This window comes from Streptomyces sp. NPDC001100, from assembly GCF_053598575.1.
The window spans coordinates 12,094-31,294 of the sequence record NZ_JBSFKO010000014.1 but is presented as its reverse complement, the minus strand read 5'-3'; the positions used below and the strand labels follow the sequence as shown (position 1 = coordinate 31,294).

General features: G+C 70.5%; 16 protein-coding genes, 1 tRNA gene and 1 pseudogene. 6 read left to right on the top strand and 12 right to left on the bottom strand.

Annotation, left to right across the window (positions count from 1 at the left end):
• Positions 1-78: 78 nt before the first annotated feature.
• Both ACWDEW_RS21420 and ACWDEW_RS21415 read right to left on the bottom strand, forming a co-directional pair.
• Entirely contained in the window at positions 79-1,290 is a 1,212-nt protein-coding gene (locus ACWDEW_RS21420; protein WP_450514549.1) for a sensor histidine kinase, read from the bottom strand.
• 84 nt (positions 1,291-1,374) lie between these two features.
• On the bottom strand, positions 1,375-2,412 hold the full coding sequence (locus ACWDEW_RS21415) for a zinc-dependent alcohol dehydrogenase (RefSeq protein ID WP_450514548.1): 1,038 nt from the start codon (positions 2,410-2,412) through the stop codon (positions 1,375-1,377).
• 251 nt (positions 2,413-2,663) lie between these two features.
• On the opposite strand from ACWDEW_RS21415, the gene ACWDEW_RS21410 reads away from it, so the two are divergent.
• The gene (locus ACWDEW_RS21410) at positions 2,664-3,179 is read left to right on the top strand and encodes a MarR family winged helix-turn-helix transcriptional regulator (RefSeq protein ID WP_450514547.1); all 516 of its coding nucleotides are present in this window, start codon (positions 2,664-2,666) and stop codon (positions 3,177-3,179) included.
• A gap of 76 nt (positions 3,180-3,255) precedes the next feature.
• Here the strand turns inward: ACWDEW_RS21410 and ACWDEW_RS21405 are convergent, their stop codons facing one another.
• Entirely contained in the window at positions 3,256-4,068 is an 813-nt protein-coding gene (locus tag ACWDEW_RS21405) for an SAM-dependent methyltransferase (protein WP_450514546.1), read from the bottom strand.
• Positions 4,069-4,136: 68 nt separating this feature from the next.
• A complete protein-coding gene (locus ACWDEW_RS21400; protein WP_450514545.1) occupies positions 4,137-4,961 on the bottom strand; it encodes an alpha/beta hydrolase in 825 nt (274 codons plus the stop codon).
• Positions 4,962-5,081: 120 nt separating this feature from the next.
• Between ACWDEW_RS21400 and ACWDEW_RS21395 the strand changes: the two genes are divergently transcribed.
• On the top strand, positions 5,082-5,855 hold the full coding sequence (locus tag ACWDEW_RS21395; RefSeq protein ID WP_450514544.1) for a sulfite exporter TauE/SafE family protein: 774 nt from the start codon (positions 5,082-5,084) through the stop codon (positions 5,853-5,855).
• A gap of 11 nt (positions 5,856-5,866) precedes the next feature.
• Here ACWDEW_RS21395 and ACWDEW_RS21390 read toward each other — a convergent pair whose 3' ends face one another.
• Positions 5,867-8,128 (bottom strand): SpoIIE family protein phosphatase, encoded by a 2,262-nt coding sequence (locus ACWDEW_RS21390; RefSeq protein WP_450514543.1) that lies wholly within the window; start codon positions 8,126-8,128, stop codon positions 5,867-5,869.
• Between the two features lie 208 nt (positions 8,129-8,336).
• Here ACWDEW_RS21390 and ACWDEW_RS21385 point away from each other — a divergent pair, with 208 nt between their 5' ends.
• A complete protein-coding gene (locus ACWDEW_RS21385; protein WP_450514542.1) occupies positions 8,337-9,095 on the top strand; it encodes a cobalt-precorrin-6A reductase in 759 nt (252 codons plus the stop codon).
• Here the strand turns inward: ACWDEW_RS21385 and ACWDEW_RS21380 are convergent.
• The 4 genes from ACWDEW_RS21380 to ACWDEW_RS21365 all read right to left on the bottom strand — a co-directional run bounded on the left by ACWDEW_RS21380 (position 9,082) and on the right by ACWDEW_RS21365 (position 13,132).
• Entirely contained in the window at positions 9,082-9,546 is a 465-nt protein-coding gene (locus tag ACWDEW_RS21380; RefSeq protein ID WP_450514541.1) for a hypothetical protein, read from the bottom strand. The genes ACWDEW_RS21385 and ACWDEW_RS21380 overlap by 14 nt on opposite strands.
• Positions 9,547-9,589: 43 nt before the next feature.
• A complete protein-coding gene (locus ACWDEW_RS21375) occupies positions 9,590-11,668 on the bottom strand; it encodes an MDR family MFS transporter (protein ID WP_450514540.1) in 2,079 nt (692 codons plus the stop codon).
• Between the two features lie 68 nt (positions 11,669-11,736).
• Positions 11,737-12,510, bottom strand: a complete 774-nt coding sequence (cobF, locus tag ACWDEW_RS21370) for a precorrin-6A synthase (deacetylating) (protein WP_019070850.1) — start codon at positions 12,508-12,510, stop codon at positions 11,737-11,739.
• A gap of 91 nt (positions 12,511-12,601) precedes the next feature.
• Positions 12,602-13,132, bottom strand: coding sequence for a DUF309 domain-containing protein (locus tag ACWDEW_RS21365; protein WP_450514539.1), 531 nt, complete (start codon positions 13,130-13,132; stop codon positions 12,602-12,604).
• A 99-nt stretch (positions 13,133-13,231) separates the two neighbouring features.
• Here ACWDEW_RS21365 and ACWDEW_RS21360 point away from each other — a divergent pair.
• Positions 13,232-13,308 (top strand) — tRNA-Pro (locus ACWDEW_RS21360).
• On the opposite strand, the gene ACWDEW_RS21355 is transcribed toward ACWDEW_RS21360, so the two are convergent.
• The 3 genes and pseudogenes from ACWDEW_RS21355 to ACWDEW_RS21345 all read right to left on the bottom strand — a co-directional run bounded on the left by ACWDEW_RS21355 (position 13,271) and on the right by ACWDEW_RS21345 (position 16,650).
• Positions 13,271-14,098: a tyrosine-type recombinase/integrase gene (locus tag ACWDEW_RS21355; RefSeq protein WP_450514538.1), complete on the bottom strand. Its 828-nt coding sequence runs from the start codon at positions 14,096-14,098 to the stop codon at positions 13,271-13,273. The two genes, ACWDEW_RS21360 and ACWDEW_RS21355, sit on opposite strands and share 38 nt — an antisense overlap.
• Positions 14,099-14,385: 287 nt before the next feature.
• Positions 14,386-15,087, bottom strand: a pseudogene (locus tag ACWDEW_RS21350) (YncE family protein); the annotation flags it as partial.
• A 195-nt stretch (positions 15,088-15,282) separates the two neighbouring features.
• Entirely contained in the window at positions 15,283-16,650 is a 1,368-nt protein-coding gene (locus ACWDEW_RS21345; protein WP_450514537.1) for a glycosyltransferase family 39 protein, read from the bottom strand.
• A 287-nt stretch (positions 16,651-16,937) separates the two neighbouring features.
• Here ACWDEW_RS21345 and ACWDEW_RS21340 point away from each other — a divergent pair, with 287 nt between their 5' ends.
• The gene (locus tag ACWDEW_RS21340) at positions 16,938-17,618 is read left to right on the top strand and encodes a response regulator transcription factor (protein WP_450514536.1); all 681 of its coding nucleotides are present in this window, start codon (positions 16,938-16,940) and stop codon (positions 17,616-17,618) included.
• A complete protein-coding gene (locus tag ACWDEW_RS21335) occupies positions 17,605-19,101 on the top strand; it encodes a sensor histidine kinase (RefSeq protein ID WP_450514535.1) in 1,497 nt (498 codons plus the stop codon). Before ACWDEW_RS21340 ends, ACWDEW_RS21335 begins: the two co-directional genes overlap by 14 nt.
• Positions 19,102-19,201 lie beyond the last annotated feature (100 nt).

Sequence of the window (19,201 nt, the reverse complement as noted above, 5' to 3'; positions counted from 1 at the left end):
CTCCATCGGGAACGAGCTGCGACGATCAGGGACAAGCGGACTTGCTTGACTCACTCAACCATAATGAGATTGATTGAGTTACGCAAGTACATTTTCGGTGTGGGCCGGTGAACGGGGGAGCAACGGCAGTTCGGTGACGACCTCGAAGCCGCCCTCGGGCCGGTGACCCGCCCGGAGTCGGCCACCGGCGGAGAGCGCGCGCTCCCGCATGCCGATGACGCCGTACCCGCCTCCGCCGGCGGGGGAGGAGGGCGGTGCCGTACCCCCGTGGTCGGTGACGGTGATACCCAGCCGGTCGTGCGAGTAGCTGAGCCGCACCTCGGCCGAGCCGGTGCCCGCGTGCTTGGTGACGTTGGTGAGCGCCTCCTGCACGATGCGGTACGCCGTGAGATCCGTACCGGCGGACAGTGGCTGCGGCCTGCCCTCCGTGCTGACGCCGACGACGAGCCCCGCGGGCTCGAACGAGGCGGCCAACTCGGCGAGTCGGGCCAGCCCAGGCGCGGGCCCCGAGGGCGTCTCCGAGTCGTCCGCGTGCCGCAACAGGCCCACGGTGGCCTTGAGTTCGCGGACGGCCGACAGTGTGGTGCCCGCGAGCTCGGCGGCGATCCGCTCGGCCTCCTCGGGGCGGCTGCGCATCAGCCGTACGACGGTGCCGGCCTGGAGGTTGGCCAGGACCAGGTGATGGGCGACGACGTCGTGCAGATCGCGGGCGATCCGCATCCGTTCCTCGGTGACACGGTGCCGGGCCTCCTGCTCGCGGGTGCGTTCGGCGTGCTCGGCGCGGGCCTGCACCGCCTCCAGATAGGCCGCGCGGAGCCGGGTCGTGGTGCCCAGCGAGGTGGGCAGCAGCAGCCAGAAGGCCGGGCCGAGCAGTTTCAGGATCAGCGGTTCGCTGCCCGGGCCCACGAGCACGGCCGTGCCCACCAGCAGGGTGATGCCGGAAGCGGTGAAGAGGTTCGCGGTGGTCCGCTCGGAGCGCCGGGCCAGCGTGTACAGCGCGACCATGAGCGGCCCGATCACCAGGACCGTGACGACATAGCCGAGCGCGGCCACCGCCATGGCGCAGCAGAGGGTGACCACCACGGTGGTGCGCGGCAGGGTGCGCCGCCACAGCAGGGCGAGCGAGGAGAGACCCGAGACCAACACGCCGGGCCACCAAGGGACTTCGAGGTCGCGGCCCGGGATCGTCAGCATGCTGCCGGGGAAGGCGCAGGCGAGGAGCGCGGCGGCGAGGACCAGGTCGACGGTGCGTGGACGGCAGCGCAGCACCCGCTGCAGGCGGTGGATCATGGTGTGGGGGTCCTGTCCGAGGCGGCCGGGCGGGCGCCGGTGGCCGTCGGGGGCGGTGGGGCCGGCGCGCCGTCCGCTGCTCGTCTACTCGTCGAAGGTGACGACGATCTTCTCCGCCGCGCCCGGCGTCAGCGCGAGCTCGAAGGCGTGCTCGACCTCGCCGAAGGGCACCCGGTGACTGATCAGCTTCGCGAACCGCTCGTGGTGCTCGACGATCTCCTGGGTGACCTCGAAGATCTCGGTGGGGTAGCCCTGCGAGGCGATCAGCGTCAGCTCGCTGCGCAGCATCCCGCCGAGGTCGATGTCGGCGCCCTTCTTCTGTACGGCGACCATGACCAGCTTGGCGCCCCACTTCGCGGAGTCGACGGTGGTGTTGACGACGGCGGCGACACCGGCGGCGTCGATGTAGATGTCGGTGCCGGCGCGCGGCTGGCCGAGCGCGTTGGCGGCCTGCCCGTGCAGTTCGGTCAGGCGTGAAGTCACGTCCTCCTCGGCGGAGTTGATGACCGCGTCGGCGCCGACCGCGAGCGCGGTCTCCAGACGGGAGGCGATGACGTCGGCGACGACGACGTGCTCGACCCCACGGAGCTTCAGCCAGATCGCCGCGCCCAGGCCGATCGGCCCGGCGCCGAAGATGACGACCTTGTCGCCGGGCTTCGCCTCGGAACGGTTGACGGCGTGCCGGGCCACCGCCATCGGCTCGTTGAGGGCCGCGACGTCGAAGGGCACGGTGTCGGGGAACACGGTGACGCTCTTGCCGACCTCGCACTCCTCCAGCAGGAGGTAGTCGCTCATGGCGCCGTGCTTGCCGCCGCAGCCGATGATCCCGGAGGGCGAGCCCTGCGGGTTGACGACCACCCGGTCCCCGGCCTTCAGACCGTCGACCTCGGCACCGACCTCGACGATCTCGCCGGCCGGCTCGTGCCCGAGGGGGACCGGCACCATGGCGCCGCCCGCGCCGAACGGGCCGCCGCCGATGTGCAGGAAGAAGGTGTCGGTACCGCAGATCCCACAGGCACGGATCTTCATGAGGGCGTCCTTGGGTCCGGGTACCGGACGCTCGACGTCCACCACGTCGATCTTGTCTACGGTACCGGTCTGGACGGACTTCATCGTGGCCATGGGGGCTCGCCTTCCATGTGCGTGAGGGGTGTCACCGGCCCCGGCGGCGGACGGGGGGAGTGCTCCGACCGCCGGGACCGGTGACGGCGCCATACTCCGTCCCCACGGCGTACGACGCGACGGGGACACCTCCGCTTCGGTGACCCCAGCTCTGGACTTGCTTGAGTTAGGCAACCATAAATGCGTTACTTAAGTCAAGCAACCGTCTTTGGTCTTGCTTAACTCAGGCAAGTACCTGTTACGGTGGACGCATGTCCACACCGCCACCCGTAACAGCGTCCGTCCCGGCGGACGTAGCCGAGATCGAGCGGGTCCTGACCCGGATCACCCATCTGGCCGGGCGGGCCCGGCAGCACGAGCGTCTGATGGCGCTGGTCGGGCTGCCCCTGGACCGGGCCGCCGTGGCGATCCTGCGCCACATCGCCGAGAGCGAGCCGCTGCGCCCCGGGGTCCTGGCGGTCCGGATGTCGGTGGAGGCCTCCCATGTCACCCGCCAGCTACGGCAGTTGGAGCAACTCGGCCATGTGGTCCGCGTCCCGGACCCCGACGACGGCCGTGCCCAGCGCATCCAGCTCACCGACAGCGGACTGGCCGCCGTCAACCGCATCCGGGACATGAGCCGCTGGGGCATGGAGATGGCGCTGGCGGACTGGTCCTCGGAGGATCTGCGGCAACTCGCCGCGCTTTTCAACCGGTTGGTCGATGCCTTCGTCACGCACGCGGAGGCGGCCGTGGACGTGGATGTGGACGTGTCCGCCTCCGCCTGACCGTTCAGTGATGTGCCGGGGCCCGGCTTCCGGGTGCTTCGTCAAGCCGCCCGGGGTCCTGCCTCCTGGCGCTTCGTCAGACCTTGAAACCGATCCCTCCGTACAGCGAGATCGGTCCCTCGCCGAGCGGTGTCTCGCCCTCCGCGAGTTCCGGATGCCAGTCGGCCACGGACACGATCCCCGGTTCGAGCGGCTCAAGTCCCTTGAAGAAACCGCTCACTTCGGCGTGTGAGCGGGCCACCAGGGTCACCCCGCCCGCCGCGTAGGCGGCGATGCCTCGTTCCACCTTCTCCCGCTCGAAGTCGGCGGTCATCGCGGACAGCACCAGACAACTCCCCGGCGCCAGCGCGCCGATCAGGGTGTCGACCAGTTCGTGGGCGCCGTCCTTGTCCGCGACGAAGTGCAGCAGGGCGATGAGCGAGAGGGCGACGGGGCGGTCGAAGTCCAGGACGCGGGCGGCCTGTTCGAGGATCGTGAGCGGTTCGCGGGCGTCGGCCTGGAGGTACTCCGTCGCACCCTCGGGCGTGCCGCGCAGCAGCGCCGCCGCGTGGGCGAGGACGATCGGGTCGTTGTCGACGTACACGATCCGCGCGTCCGGCGCGGTGGACTGGGCGATTTGGTGGAGGTTGGGCGCGGTCGGTATGCCGGTGCCGACATCCAGGAACTGCCGGATGCCCGACTGCCGGACCAGCAGTCGCGTCGCCCGCTGCATGAACCAGCGGTTGGCCCGCGCGGTGCGCGGGGCGCCCGGGTCAAGTGCCGTGATGTGACGGCCCAGTTCCTCGTCGACCGGGTAGTTGTCCTTGCCGCCGAGGAACCAGTCGTACACCCGGGCCGGATGCGGCTTCGACGTGTCGATCCGCCGGCCGGCTGGTTCTGTCCCGGTCACGCGAGGCTCCTCTGCTCGACTCTGGTTCACGACGACACCCGACGGGGTGTCCGAGGAGTTTGGCACGGTCATGCCGACCCGGTGCGGCCGATCGACAGGCCGTCCAGGAAACGGATCAGGTCCGCGAAGACCTCGGCCCGGTTCGTCTCGTGGAACACCTCGTGCCGGGCGCCCGGATAGACGTGCTCGGTCAACTCCCCACCGCTCAGCCGCTCGACGCCCACGCGACTGCCGGGCAGCGGTACGAGCCGGTCGTCGCCGCCGTGCAGCCACAGCAGCGGCAGTCGGCCGATGTCGCCCGCGTCGGCGACGGTCCTCAGGGTGCGGGCGAATGCCTCCAGCGTCGGCCGCTTCATTGGACCGTGCCACACCAGCGGATCCGCGGCGTAGGCCGCACCGACCTCCGGGTCACGGGAGAGCGCGGCCGGGTTGATCGGGACGTCCGGGATCTCGTCGAGGGCGAGCAGCCGGCCCGGCAGCTCCCAGGCACCGATCACCGGCCCGGACAGCACCAGCGCGGAGAGCTCGTCGCCGTGGCGCTGTGCGAACCGGGACGCGATCAGGCCGCCCATGGAGTGGCCGATCAGGACGAGGCGGACGCCCGGGTAGGTGGCGCGGGCCAGGTCGGCGACGGAGTGCAGGTCCGTGACCACGTCCTCGAAGTCCTCGATCAGCACCCGCTCGCCGCCCGACTCACCGTGACCCTGGTGGTCGGGCCCGAGGACGGCGGCGCCGTGCGCCACCAGTACGGCGGCCAACCCGGCGTACCGGCCGATGTGTTCGCCGTAGCCGTGCGCGACGAGGGCGACGCACCGCGGGCGCTCGTGCGGCCACTCGCGTGCGGTGATCGTGCTCCGGGTACCGGGGAGGACATGCTCACGGGTGTCGGCCACAGCCAGAAACTAGCACCGCCGGGCGGACGCCATGATCCGCCGGTGCGCGGCAGTGGCAGGGGCCACCTGGCGAGACACTCCTTACGCGGGCAGATGTAAGGACATACGATCGGTCCTCGCATGAACACGATGACGCTCTGGCACATATCCGGCTGGGAATTCGCCGCACTCGCCGCCGCGGCCCTGCTCGTCGGCTTCTCCAAGACCGCCGTGAGCGGGGCCAACACGGTCAGCCTGGCGATCTTCGCGGCCGTCCTGCCCGCCCGCGCCTCCACCGGCGTACTGCTCCCGATCCTGATCGTCGGGGACGTGCTCGCCGTCCTCACCTACCGTCGGCACGCCCACTGGCCCACCCTGTGGCGACTGTTCCCGGCGGTCGCGGCGGGAGTCGTGATCGGGACCCTGTTCCTGGTGTGGGCCGACGACGCGGTCGTACGGACGTCGATCGGCGCGATCCTGCTGCTCATGGCCGGGGTCACCCTCTGGCGCCGCCGCAAGACGGAGGCCGACGACGAACCGGACTCGGTGGCCACCAGGTCCGGGCGGGTGAAGGCCCGCTCCTACGGGGTGCTCGGCGGTTTCACCACGATGGTCGCCAACGCGGGCGGCCCGGTCATGTCGATGTATCTGCTCTCCGCGGGGTTCCGGAAGCTCGGTTTCCTCGGCACCTCGGCCTTCTTCTTCCTGATCGTCAACGTGACCAAGGTGCCCTTCAGCGTCGGCCTCGGCCTGATCGACGGCCACTCGCTGCTGCTCGACGCGGCACTCGCGGCCTTCGTCGTGCCGGGCGCGCTGATCGGCAGATGGGCCGTGAACCGCATCAACCAGCGACTGTTCGAGCAACTGGTGATCGCGGCGACGATCATCGGCGGACTCCAACTGCTCCTGCGCTGACGGCGGGCGCGTCACAGCCGGAGGGTGAACCAGGTCGTCTTGCCCTGGTCGGTGGGGCGGACACCCCAGCCGTCGGCGAGGGCGTCGACCAGGATGAGGCCCCGGCCGGACTCGTCGTCCTCCGCCGCCGGCCGTGGCTGCGGCAGGTGCGGGCTGCAGTCGCTGATCTCGACGGCGAGCTCGTCGGCGGTACGGCGCAGTTGGAGGCCGAGAGGCCCCTGCGCATGCCGGAACGCGTTGGTGAGAATCTCGGAGACCAGGAGTCGCGCGTCGTCCGCCCGGTGGGCGCAGTTCCAGGCGGTGAGGGTGTCGACGACGAAGGAGCGGCCCTCGGTCGCGGCGCGGGCCGTGGCCGGCAGCTCCAGCCCGACGGTCTTCAGGGGCGCACCGGGAAGTCGGGCCAGCAGCAGGGTGACGTCGTCATTGTGACCCTCGGCGTCGGGCAGCATGGCCGTCAGCACGCGGTCGGTGGCGGACTCCAGCTCGGGGGTGGCGGTGAAGGCGGCGCCGAGGACCTCGGCCAGCTCGTCGATCTGGTACTCGATGTCGCTGCCGGGAGTCTCCACCAGACCGTCGGTGTACAGAACCAGTGTCGCGCCGGGCGGGATCTCCGTGCTGGACTGCTGGTAGAGGACGTCGCCCACGCCGAGCGGCGCGTTCACCGGGGCGTCCAGTCGGTGGGCGCGGCCGTCGGTGCCCGCGACCAGGGTGGGTAGATGGCCTGCCGAGCAGGTGGTCACGGAACCCGCGTCCGGCGCGATCACGACGTAGCAGCAGGTGACCAGTTGGTCGGGCAGGTCGAGGTCGGCCACGACCGCGTCCAGTGCCTGCATGAGCTGACGGGGCTGCATCCCGGTCTTGGCCAGAGCGTGGGCCGCGGAGCGCAACTGCCCCATCACGGCGGCCGCTTCGAGGCCACGGCCCATGACGTCACCGATGAGGACGCCGACCCGGCCCGCCCCGAGCGGGATGATGTCGAACCAGTCGCCGCCCACCCCCGCCCCCTGGGTGGCGGGCAGGTAGCGGCTGGCGGCGGCCAGACCGGGAATGGCCGGCGGAGTGCCCATCAGACTGCGCTGCAGGGTGAGGGCGATGTGCCGCTGCTGCTCGTACAGGATCTTCAGCTCGGCCTCGGCACGTTTGCGGTCACTGATGTCGCGGACGATGGCACACGCACCGACCACCCTGCCCCGGGTGTCGCGGGTGGGCCACAGCGTGACGTCCACGTCGAGCAGCGTGCCGGCCCTGGTTACCCGGAGGGTCTCGAAGTGCTCGATCTTCTCGCCCTGGCTCAGGCGCTTCATCAGCAGGGCGATCTCCTCCTCGCGCTCCGGCGACGCCAGCATCGACACGTGCCGGCCGATCACTTCCTCGGCCGTGTACTCGTAGAGCCGCTGCGCGGCGGCGTTCCAGTAGGTGACGCGACCGTCCAGGGTCTTGGCGAGGATCGCGTCCTGCGAGGACTCGACCAGCGCGGCGAGTTCGTTGATGCGGGCCTCGGCGGCCTTTCGTTCGCTGACGTCGCGGACGGCGGCGGAGACGAGGAGGCCGTCGGTGGTCTCCAGGGGGCTGAGGCTGATTTCGACGGGGAATTCGCTGCCGTCCTTGCGGAGGCCGTGGAGTTCGAGGCCTGCGCCCATGGGGCGGACTTGTTGGGTGCTGATGTATCCGTTGCGGTGGACGGCGTGGTGGGCGCGGAAGCGGCCGGGGATGAGTATTTCGACGGGGCGTTCGAGGAGTTCTTCGCGTCGGTAGCCGAAGAGGGACTCGGTCTGGGCGTTGACGAGTTTGATGGTGCCGGTGTCGTCCACGATGACCATCGCGTCCGGCGCCGACTCCAGCAGACTCCGGAACCTCTCCTCGGCGGCCTTTCGTTCGCTGACGTCGCGGACGGCGGCGGAGACGAGGAGGCCGTCGGTGGTCTCCAGGGGGCTGAGGCTGATTTCGACGGGGAATTCGCTGCCGTCCTTGCGGAGGCCGTGGAGTTCGAGGCCTGCGCCCATGGGGCGGACTTGTTGGGTGCTGATGTATCCGTTGCGGTGGACGGCGTGGTGGGCGCGGAAGCGGCCGGGGATGAGTATTTCGACGGGGCGTTCGAGGAGTTCTTCGCGTCGGTAGCCGAAGAGGGACTCGGTCTGGGCGTTGACGAGTTTGATGGTGCCGGTGTCGTCCACGATGACCATCGCGTCCGGCGCCGACTCCAGCAGAGCCCGAAACCTTTCCTCTACCGCTTCCGGACCGCTCGTCGGCGCCGCCGTGATCGTGTCGTCCATCTCTGCCCCAACCGCGTGGATTCTGACGGTGATCCGGGCAATACCAGCGCATTCCCGCACCCTCCGGGCCCAACTGCCGCTTACTGGCCCGACAACGGCGGAACCTGCCCATGGGCGTGCCCATAGACGACCGAGTTCCACCGCCCCCTGCCTGCGGCGCGACACCCGGTGCCCGGAACCCGCGGCACGGCCTCGTAGGCTCGCCGCCATGCCCCCGCACATCCTGATCCTCGGCGGCACCACCGAGGCACGCGAGCTGGCCACCGAGCTGGCGGTACGGCGTCCCGAGGTCCGGGTGACGACTTCGCTCGCCGGGCGGGTGTCGCGGCCGGGGGCGCTGGCCGGGGAGGTACGGGTCGGCGGGTTCGGCGGTGCCGAAGGGCTGGCCGAGTGGCTGCGGGAGCAGCGCGTGGACGCGGTTGTCGACGCCACACACCCCTTCGCCGAGTCGATCACCGCGAACGCGACACGGGCCGCGACGGACACCGGGCTGCCCGTCGTGGTCCTGCGCAGGCCCGGCTGGCGGCCGCTCCCCGGAGACCGCTGGCACCCGGTCGCCTCACTGCCCGAGGCCGCCGACATGCTGCCCGGCCTCGGCCGCCGCATCCTCCTCACCACCGGCCGTCTCGGCCTCGCCGCCTTCGCCCACCTGTCCCAACTGCACTTCGTCGTACGGTCGGTGGAGTCGCCCGAGCCCCCGATGCCGCCGGACGTCGAGGTGCTGCTGGCACGCGGACCCTTCACCCTGGCCGACGAGGCGGCGCTGCTCCGTGAGCACCGGATCGACGTGCTCGTGACGAAGGACAGCGGGGGAGCGGCGACGGCGGCCAAACTCACGGCCGCGCGGGAGGCGGGCGTCCCGGTGGTGGTCGTACGACGGCCGCCGTTGCCGGAGGGTGTGCGAGCGGTGCCCGATGTCGCCGGGGGGTTGGAGTGGCTGGGGCGGCTGGAGTTCAGCCCGGGGTGATGACCGTGGCCCGGAGACGGTCCACCGCGCGCAACACCTCGTCCCGGTTCTTGGCGCTCTTCATCCAGGCGGGGAGTCGGGCGACCAGCGTCATCTTCTGCCCGGTGTCGTACCAGGGCGCGCGTTCGCGCAGGTCGGCGGCGACGAACCGCCTGATCAGGTCCAGATGCCGGAGGTTGTACGCCCACAGCTCCCCGTGCCTGGTCCCGGTCCGCAGCCACAGGGCCGGCCGGGGGCGGTCGGAGGGACCCGTGTCGATCCGGCACAGGCCGCAGGACCGGCAGACCAGGCGGGCGTGCGGATACCTCTTCCCTTTGGCGTCCGGCGGGGTGCACGGGCGCCACTCGAAGTGGGCGCTCCGTTCGCAGCGCGGGCACCCGACCAGCATCGACGACGCGAAGTCGGCGAGCGTGGCTCGCGGGTCGCGGAAGCGCACGGGAGCCGGGGACATGCCGAGAGTATGACCACCGTCCCGCTCGTCCGGCACCCGGTTTTCAGGAGGTGGAACTCTCCGCCAACTCCGCCGGGCGCTGCGGGAGTCCGGAGCTCAGGTCCTCCACCAGGAGGCGCTTGGCGATGGTGTCGACGGCGGCGCGCAGGTCGGCGTTGGAGGGGCGGCCGATGTCCTGCTGGACCCGGGCCTCCAGCCAGTTGCCCCATGCCCTGCCGATGATCTCGGCCTCGCGTTCTCCCGCCGGGGTGTGGGAGAGGAGGGAGCCGGTGCGGGTTAGATAGCCCTCCTCGACCATGCGGTCGAAGACCGGGAGGAGCACCTCCGGGGGCAAGTGCCGGCGGGCGGCGATCAGGCCGAGGCTCGCGTGGCCGACCATCCGGCCGAACAGTTCCACCTGCATCACGGCCCAGGCGCCGGCGATGTCCAGCCGGGTGTCGGAGTCCGTGATGATCCGCCGGGCGGTGTCGAGGTCCGTGCTGCCGATGACCTTGCCGACGGCCGCTTCGAGGAGCCGTTGCGAGTCCGCGCCGTGCGGTGACGCGAAGCCCTCGCCCATGTCTGTGGAGCCCATCCGGGCGCTGTCGCGCAGCTCGACCTGCTTGAGGAACAGGGCCACGACGAAACCGATCACCGCGACCGGGACCGTCCACCGGAACACCGTCTGGATGGTGTCGGCGTACGCGTTGATGATCGGCGCGGCGGCGGCGTGCGGCAGCCTGTGCAGGCCCTCGGGACTGGTCGCCGCCTTGGTGATGACGGCCGGGTTCAGCGCACTCGCCTTCGTGGCGGAGACGATCCCGTCCTTGAGGCTGGGCCCCAGGGTGTTGGCGTAGATCGTGCCGAAGACGGCGGTGCCGAAGGAACTGCCCAGCGTACGGAAGAAGGTGACGCCGGAGGTCGCGGTGCCCAGGTCGGTGTACTCGACGGTGTTCTGCACGGCGATCGTCAGCACCTGCATGCACAGCCCGATGCCGGTGCCGAGCACGAACATGTACACCGATTCCAGGAACGCACCGGTGCCCGGGCCCATGAGGGACATCAGATACAGCCCGACGCCCATCACCGCGGAGCCGATGATCGGGAACAGCCGGTACTGGCCGGTCTTGCTCACCACGTTGCCGCTGAAGACGGACGCGATCAGCAGCCCGATCACCATGGGCAGCGTCCGCACACCGGAGATCGTGGCCGAGTCGCCGTCGACGTACTGGAGATAGGTCGGCAGATACGTGAGCGCGCCGAGCATCGCGAAGCCGACGATGAAGCTGAGGATCGAACAGACCGCGAACACCGGGTTGCCGAACAGCCGCATGGGCAGCATGGGTTGCTCGGCCCGCGTCTCCACCCAGCAGAACAGGCCGAGCGCGATCGCGCCGCCGACGAACAGGCCGATGATGGTCGCCGAACCCCACGCGTACTCGTTGCCGCCCCAACTCGTGGCCAGGATCAGGGAGCTCGCGCCGACCGCGACCAGCGCGATGCCCAGATAGTCGATGACGGGCCGCACCGCCGACTTGACCACCGGAATGGTGCGGGCCGCCGCGATGACGACGACGATCGCGATCGGCACGTTGACGTAGAACGCCCAGCGCCAGGTCAGATGGTCGGTGAACAGACCGCCCAGCAGCGGTCCGATGACCGTGGCCACGCCGAACACCGCGCCGATCGCGCCCTGGTACTTGCCGCGTTCCCGCAGCGGGATGACATCGGCGATCAGCGCCATCGCCGTCACCATCAGCCCGCCCGCGCCGATGCCCTGCACGGCCCGCCAGGCGATCAGCAGCGTCATGTTGGTGGCGAGACCGCACAGGAACGAGCCCGTGATGAACACGATCGCCGAGACCTGGAAGACCACCTTGCGGCCGAACAGGTCGCCGAACTTGCCGACCAGCACGGTCGCCACGGTCTCCGCCAGCAGATAGGCGGTGACCACCCACGACATGTGCGCGGCACCGCCCAGGTCCGACACGATCGTCGGCAGGGCCGTGCCCACGATGGTCTGGTCGAGGGCCGCGAGCAGCATGCCGAGCACGATCGTCACGAAGACGACGTTGCGGCGGCGCGAGTCCAGTACAGGGGGCTGCTGTGCGGAGGGCAGCGCGGTTTCCTCGGCGACTGTCACGAGGTCACCTTCACACCGATGGACCCTCCCTGCACAGTGGGCGAGTCCGCTCGGGTGCTGCCCGCGCGCTACTCCGCCGCCGGGTGCCGGCGCAGCAGATACGTGTCCATGATCCAGCCCTTGCGCTCACGGGCCTCCGCGCGCAGCCGCTCGATACGCGGGGCGGCCTCGGCTATCGGCCCGGAGGCGAGGATCTCGTCCGGAGTGCCGATGTAGGCGCCCCAGTAGATGTCGATGTCCTGGTCGGCGTACTGCCGGAAGGTCTGGTGCGCGTCGAGCATCACGACCACGTCGTCCACCCCCTCCGGGAACCCCTCGGACAGCCGCCGGCCCGTGGTGATCTGCACCGGCCGGGCCACCCGGTTCAGCCCCGTGCGGTGCCGCGCCACGAGTGCCGAGACACTGCTGATGCCGGGCACCACGTCGTACTCGAACGCCACCGCGCCCCGCTCCAGAATCTCCTCCAGGATGCCGAGCGTGCTGTCGTACAGCGAGGGATCCCCCCACACCAGGAACGCGCCGCTCTCGTCCTCGCCCAACTCCTCGGTGATCAGCCGCTCGTAGATGTCCGCGCGGGCGCTGCGCCAGTCCCCGACCGCCGGGGAGTACGCGGCACCTCCGGCCTTCCGGTCCCGCTCCGGGTCGCGCGCCTCGACCAGGCGGTACGTCCCCTCCGGTATGTGTGCGTCGAGCATGTCCCGGCGAAGCCCCGTGAGATCGGACTTCACCTCGCCCTTGTCGAGAAGGAAGAACACGTCCGTGCTCCGCAGCGCCCTGACCGCTTGCAGGGTCAGCTGCTCGGGGTCGCCCGCGCCGATACCGATGACATGAATCTTTCGCACGCCTCCGAGTCTGCCCCACGCCACTGACAGTCCGTGCACCGCACCTGCACCGACCGGCTACGACGTCCCGCGCAGCACCGGCACCGACCGGCTACGACGCTCCCCGCAGCCGGGGCGCCCGAGCCCGCGCGTCCACGTTCCCGCCGCCCCGCTCCACGTCGTCCGCGAGCCCCCGAGCCCACGCGGCGACCCCCGCGAGATCCATCCCGTACGGCCGTCGCCGCCCGGTCAGGGACGCCCACTCCGCCACGCCGCCGGCCCCTCGCCGCAGTAGCCGGGCGCCGCCGGTGATGTTCCCCCGGGCCGCGTGCGTGAGCCCCACCGCGAGCTGGGCGAGCCCGCGCCACAGGGCACGCTCCTCGTTCGGCCCCGACTTCCAGGCGTCCTCGAACACCTCGTGCGCGTGGAACGGCTTCCCCTCGTCGAGCAGCGCCTGCGCCTCGACGACGGTCTCCTCCGGCGTCCGCACCACGCCCTCGGGCTGCCGTGCCACACCGTCCGCGCCGTACGGCAGCGGCCGCCCGAGCCCGTCCCGGGGCCGGGCGTTGCGCGCCCGCCCCGTACCGTCCCGGTCCCGCAGGTCGTTCGTACCGTCCGCACCGGCCGAGGATGTGTCGCTCATACGACGATTGTCCCGCGCCCGGCACCGCTTCGGCGCACCCCCGGGCGTGGGGTAGGCTGCTGTTCGCGCGATCACGCGGTTCACCGCAGGAAAGCGCACCGGGACGTGGCGCAGCTTGGTAGCGCACTTGACTGGGGGTCAAGGGGTCGCAGGTTCAAATCCTGTCGTCCCGACCAGCGTTGACGCAGGTCGGAGGCCGTTCTCTCCTTTGGGGGAGGGCGGCTTTTCGCGTTCCTGGAGGGCTGGTGGTCGCAGTGTGGTCGCAGGCCGGGTTCCGGGCCGGTTCGCGGTGGTTCGGGAGCCGGGCGGGGCGGGGAAGCGGAGCCGCTTGAGGGATTCGCGGAGTCGTTGGATGTGGGGGTCGCGCGGTGATCGCGGTGCCTTCAGCCGGGCCTGCCGGTGGTTCTTCTGCTCGGCCCGGGTGAGGGTGTGCTCGATGGTGTCGACGGCTTCGCGGGCTGCCTGCCGGGTGAGGGGGCTGTAGATGTTGGCCGTGGTGGACAGGGTGGAGTGGCGCAGAGTCTTGGAGACGACGGTGAGGGGGACGCCGGCGGCGATGGTGAGGGTGGCGGCCAGGTGCCGCAGGTCGGGAACGGTCACCCGGGGAACACCGGCTACCTCGGAGAGTTGCCGGAGCCGGGCCAGAACAGCGCTGGGCCGCAGCGGCCGTCCGTCGGGCCTGCAGAAGACCAGTCCCGTGAAGGGGGCACTCGGGTTGCTGTGGGCGCGGGCCGTTGAGCGGGCCCGGTGTTGGAGGGCGGCGGCGACGCGGGGTGAGATGGCCACCCAGTTTGTGCTGGAGCGGGTCTTGGGTGTGGTGATGACGGGCTGGTTGTTGTCGATGGCGGAGAGTGTGCAGCGTACGTAGAGGACGCGTTCGCTCAGGTGGATGTCGTCCCAGTGCAGGCCGAGGGCCTCGCCCTTGCGCAGGCCGGTGCCGATGAGGAACTCGAACAGGTCGGCCATGTCGGGGTCGGCTTCGTGGCTGTACTGCAGGAACCGGGCTGCCTCGTTTGCGGTCCAGATCCGGCGTTCCGGTGCGGGCGGCCTGCGCAGGGCCGGTGGGCTGGCGGGGTTGTGGGCGAGGCGGTGTCGGCGGACGGCGTCCCCCAGCGCGCTGGAGTGGGTGGCAAAGCACCGGTAGAGGGTGGTACGCCCGCTCCCGACAGCGCGCTGACGACGCCCCGGCGGGCGGCCAGAACCCCGTACTGCCAGGCGTGTTGCAGTGCCCGGCCCAGGGGATCGCCGATCCGGCCGACGTAACGGGCGTGCTGCTGTGGGGGGTTGCGGCGGTAGACGGTGACCGCGTTGGCGCGACCGAGCGTGACGAGCAGTCGGCCGTCGTCGGTGAGCGTCACCGCGTTCGGCTCGTAGCCGACGGACGCCTCGGGCCACGGCTGGGTGGCGGTGGTCTGGACGACCTTGCCCTTGCGGGTGTCGATGACCGACACGCTGTTGTCGGCGGTGTCGATGACGCTGACCGTCCCGGTGGTGCTGGCGCCCGTCTTGGGGTTGGCCGGGACCTCGGTGCCCCAGGAGTTGATGGGGTGTCGCCGGGCCTCGCCGGGCGGCCGCCCTCGTTGCTGACGTACAACGTGCCGCCGACCAGGGCGATTCCGCGCGGGGCGGTGCCAACTGCCCATGTCTGCTTGATGGTTCCGGTCGCCGTGTTGATGGCGACCACCTTGTTCTGGCCGCTGACCGCGGAGTGCACGATGGAGCCGTCGGCGGAGAAGACGGCCGTGCCCACCATTGCCTGCTTGGGCGCTGTCGGCCGCGATCGGGACGGCGGTGGGGCTCGCGAGGGTGCCGTCGGCATTGACGGTGGACTTGGTGCAGCCGCCTGCCTGGCCGAGCCACGGTCGCTTGCTGTCGGGCGAGTGGGCCGGGCCCTCCTGGCCGACCGCACCGTTGCTGATGCGCAGGTGGTCCGCCGTGCTGCTGGCGCCGATCTTCTACGTCCGCGTCAGCCGCCCCTGGCATCGGCCAGGGCGATGACGGGCAGCCCGTGCCGTTCGTGCTTGGCCGGCCAGTGACGTCTCATCGGGTGGCCGGTGCGGCGCTGGGCGGGCGTCAACGATCCGTCGGTCAGGACGACGCTGCCACCCGCGTGAGGAGGCGGGTGTCGGCCGGCACCAGCAGCGGTCACCTCATCGCCCCACCGTTCGCTCCCGGGCTGTTGGGCCGAGGTCCGCCTTTGGAGACGGGGCGTGGTCTCGGACGTAGACGGTGACTCGGGCCCCGTTGACGTGGCTTGTTCCGTACTCGCGGAAGTGGCGTCGCAGGGTGCTTGTTTTCGCTTCCTCCCGCGGGTCGGTCGGAGAGTGCGCACCCGCCGGATCGCGGACCGCGATGATCCGGTCGAATTCCAGCATGCGTGCCGCTATTTCCTGGGCGGGAAGCTCGACACCTGCAAGCGTGTCCGACGAAACGGGGTCCTGTGCCAGGGCGAGATCTGTCAGGAAACGGGTGTCTGCGGGGTCGGCCGCGGTCCAGGCCCGGTACTGGTCGGAGAGATAGAGCAGCCCGTCGCCGGGACGGCCGTCCTTGCGTACGGCGGCGCCGATGGCGGTGACGTCATTGCTCCGGCTCTGGGGCGTCCTCAGCGAAATGCTCGTCGGGACGAGCGCGGCCAGTACGGCAACCGCCGCGATCCACACGTAGCGGGAAGACCGCCGGCGCCGGTGGAAGGAGTCCACCCAGGCACCCAGCAGCAAGGCGATTCCGGTACTGCTGTAGAGCACATACCGGTCGACGAAAACGGGCTTGACCAGTGAGGCGATCAGCAGCAGAAGGCCCGGGAGCACGACCAGCGGTACAGCCAGCGCGGAGAGCCGCACGGGCCCTCTGGCCCCCAGGGGTGCCAGGGCACACGCCACGCCCACGACCGCCGTGGCCAGGAATCCGGGAAGCCGCACAGGTCCGTCGATCCAGGACAGCTGTCCCGACTGCCCCGCGCTGCGGATCGCCAGCGGCAACAGCCCGGCAACGACGCACGCGGCGGTCGCACTCCACGCCCTCAGTACCGGTCGTGGAGCACGGGAGACGGCCAGTGTGACGCCGTGTGCGACCAGGGCGAGGACCGCGAACTCGTGGAGCAGGCAGGCCAGCAGCATGGTGGAGCCGTAGACCGCCCACCGCCACCGGGCGCGATGCGGGACGCCGGCCACGAGCGCATAGGTGGCCCAGGTGACCAGGGCACAGACCATGGCATAGGAGCGGCCTTCCTGCGCGTACTTCTGTACCTGGGGAAGGAGCGCGAAGACCAGCCCGGCCAGCAGTCCGGCGCGGGGTCCCGCCAGGCGTAGCCCCAGAAGCCCGACTCCGCTCGCCGTCAGGGACATTGCCAGCACGGATGGCAGCCGTAACGTCAGCAGCCCTCCGCCGAAGAGGCCGAAGATCTCATGCATCACGGCGTAGTAGAGGGCATGGACCAGATCGACGTGCTGGGCGGTGAGCCATATCTGCGAAAGATCGCGGTGCGCGAGCTGACAGGTGACGGCCTCGTCCCCCCACATGGTGTTCTTCCTGCGGATACCCCAGAGCCCCAGAGCGATGCTCAGCGCCAAGGGCGCGACGACGACAACGGATTTGGCCGGGCCCGGTGACTGTCGACGGGCCGGTACGGGAGGGGCAACCGTCCTGGCCACGGCGGGGGTACGTTCATCAACGGACATCGGCGACAAGGCCTTTCAGCAGCGGCGAAGAAGCTCCGCCAGCGTGCCCGGACCTCGTTGACCGGATGCTGATCCAACCTGACCGGCCGATCAGGAAGGCGGGCCGACGCTGTGCGAGGCTGCACCGCATGCGCATCCTGGTGGTCGAAGACGAGGTCGACCTTGCCCACACCCTGCACACCGGTCTGACCGCCGAGGGCTACAGCGTCGACCTCGCCCATGACGGCCGGCAGGGGCTGTGGATGGCCCGGACCGGTGAATACGCCCTGGTGGTACTGGACTTGATGCTGCCCGGACTCAACGGCTACAAGGTCTGCGCCCAGTTGCGCCGGGAGGGCAACGCGACGCCCATCCTGGTACTCACCGCCAAGGACGGGGACTGGGACCAGGCCGAGGCCCTGGACACGGGGGCCGACGACTACCTGGCCAAACCCTTCTCCTACATGGTGCTCGTCGCACGGCTGCGGGCCCTGGTCAGACGAGCCGCCGCGGTCGCCCCACCCGTCCTTGCCGTGGGCGACCTCTCGTTGGACGTCGCCGGCCGGGTCTGCCGCCGGGCCGGGGCCCGGGTGGACCTCACCCCCCGGGAGTTCGCCGTCCTTGAGCTGCTGGCCCGCCGGGCGGGCCAGGCGGTCTCCAAATCGGACCTGCTCTACCACGCGTGGCCCGACGAGGCGCTGGATCCCAACCTGGTGGAGGCGCGCGTGAGCGCACTGCGCAAAAAGGTGGACGCCGCGTTCGGCCGGCAGTCCCTGCAGACCGTACGGGGTACCGGATACCGGCTGGTGGACGACCGTGAACGCGACTGAGCCACGGCGCCGCTGGTGGCCGCGTTCGGTACGAGCCCGCGCGGCCCTGGCCGCCGCCTCGACCGCCGCCGTCGTCCTGGTCGGCATCGGTTGGTGGATGCACGGTGACGTCTACCACCAGGGCACGCAGATCACCGAAGGACAGGCCGAGGAACAGCTCTGGGCTCTCGTGGATCAGCTGAACGGGGGCGTGGTTCCCGTTCACAGAAACGCGGTGCCGTACGAGGTCGTCGCGACCGGCCGACGTGCCGCTGTCGCCTACGGCGGAGGCATGGAAGCCCTCGATCCCGGCACCCGCCATGTGCTGCCCGCCCCGTCGGAGGCCAGGGAGCCCGGACTCCTGACCATCGTTCCCCGCCGTATCCCGGTGCGCGACAACCCCACCGGGGACAGATCCGATATGGCCGGCAGGACCTACACGGTCATGTTCGCCGATATCGGCGCCGATCAACTCAGCAGTGGCAAAGCCGCCGCTCTGGGCGTCGCCGCCGACGCCGACCTGCGGGTCTATGTGGTGGTGCTCCCGCACACGGCCGAGGCAATGGCCAAGACCACCGACCTGCTGCTGCTGCGGGCCGGGCTCGTCAGCCTCGTACTGATCGCCGCCGTCACCTACTTCGCCGTCCGCATCGCGCTGCGGCCGGTCGAGGCCATCCGCGTCCTCACCGCCTCGGTCACCGCGAGCCATCCCCGCGAACGCGTCACCGTCCCCGCCACGGGACACGAGATCACCGCCCTGGCCACCACCATCAACACCACCCTCCAACGCCTCGACAACGCCGCCGCCCAACAACGCCGCTTCGTCGCGGACGCCGCCCACGAACTACGCAGCCCCCTCACCACACTGCTGGCCAGCCTGGAAGTCGCGCTCGCCTACCCAGAGCGCACCGACTGGCCCGCCGCGGCCACCACCGCCGCACGACAGACTCGCCGCCTTCAGGCCCTCGCCGAAGACCTGCTGCTCCTCGCCCGCCTCGACACCCGCACCCCCACGACCCGTCCCGAAACCGTCGACCTGACAGCCCTCGCCTCTCAGCTGACCGAGCAATACCCCCTCACCGAACGACCGTTGACCCTCACCTGCGACAGCACCGTTCCCGCACCCGTACACGGAAACCCCGACGAATACGAACGACTGCTGCGCAACCTTGTCGACAACGCCGCCCGCCACGCCGTACACCGCATCCAGATCACCATCCGAAACGAGGACGACTGGATCGTCCTCACCGTGCACGACGACGGACCGGGCGTACCCACCGAGGACGCCGAGCGCATCTTCGAACGCTTCGTCCGGCTCGACGACGCCCGCTCCCGCGACCACGGCGGCACCGGCCTGGGCCTCGCCATCGCCCGCGACCTCGCCCACCGCCACCGAGGCACCCTCACCCTCACCCCACGCACGCTCGGAGCATGCTTCCAGCTACGCCTTCCCCGAGCCCCCGACGGCGAGGGTCAGCCCTCGTGGGGCAAAGTGGCTGGGTGACTCCTTGTGTTCGAGGTCCAGGGCGACGGCCTCGCCCTTGATCTTCGTTTTGATCCGGGGGACGAGGCTGTTGAGCCGGTCATCTCGTGCTCCCGAAGCG

Excerpts from the sequence above, each read along its gene's own strand:
- ACWDEW_RS21395 (WP_450514544.1), top strand. The coding sequence starts at position 5,082 with ATGAACACGATGACGCTCTGGCACATATCCGGCTGGGAATTCGCCGCA.
- ACWDEW_RS21380 (WP_450514541.1), bottom strand. The coding sequence starts at position 9,546 with ATGTCCCCGGCTCCCGTGCGCTTCCGCGACCCGCGAGCCACGCTCGCC.
- ACWDEW_RS21415 (WP_450514548.1), bottom strand. The coding sequence starts at position 2,412 with ATGGCCACGATGAAGTCCGTCCAGACCGGTACCGTAGACAAGATCGAC.
- ACWDEW_RS21340 (WP_450514536.1), top strand. The coding sequence starts at position 16,938 with ATGCGCATCCTGGTGGTCGAAGACGAGGTCGACCTTGCCCACACCCTG.
- ACWDEW_RS21345 (WP_450514537.1), bottom strand. The coding sequence starts at position 16,650 with ATGTGGGGGGACGAGGCCGTCACCTGTCAGCTCGCGCACCGCGATCTT.
- ACWDEW_RS21385 (WP_450514542.1), top strand. The coding sequence starts at position 8,337 with ATGCCCCCGCACATCCTGATCCTCGGCGGCACCACCGAGGCACGCGAG.
- ACWDEW_RS21355 (WP_450514538.1), bottom strand. The coding sequence starts at position 14,098 with ATGGCCGACCTGTTCGAGTTCCTCATCGGCACCGGCCTGCGCAAGGGC.
- ACWDEW_RS21410 (WP_450514547.1), top strand. The coding sequence starts at position 2,664 with ATGTCCACACCGCCACCCGTAACAGCGTCCGTCCCGGCGGACGTAGCC.
- ACWDEW_RS21365 (WP_450514539.1), bottom strand. The coding sequence starts at position 13,132 with ATGAGCGACACATCCTCGGCCGGTGCGGACGGTACGAACGACCTGCGG.
- ACWDEW_RS21420 (WP_450514549.1), bottom strand. The coding sequence starts at position 1,290 with ATGATCCACCGCCTGCAGCGGGTGCTGCGCTGCCGTCCACGCACCGTC.
- ACWDEW_RS21390 (WP_450514543.1), bottom strand. The coding sequence starts at position 8,128 with ATGGACGACACGATCACGGCGGCGCCGACGAGCGGTCCGGAAGCGGTA.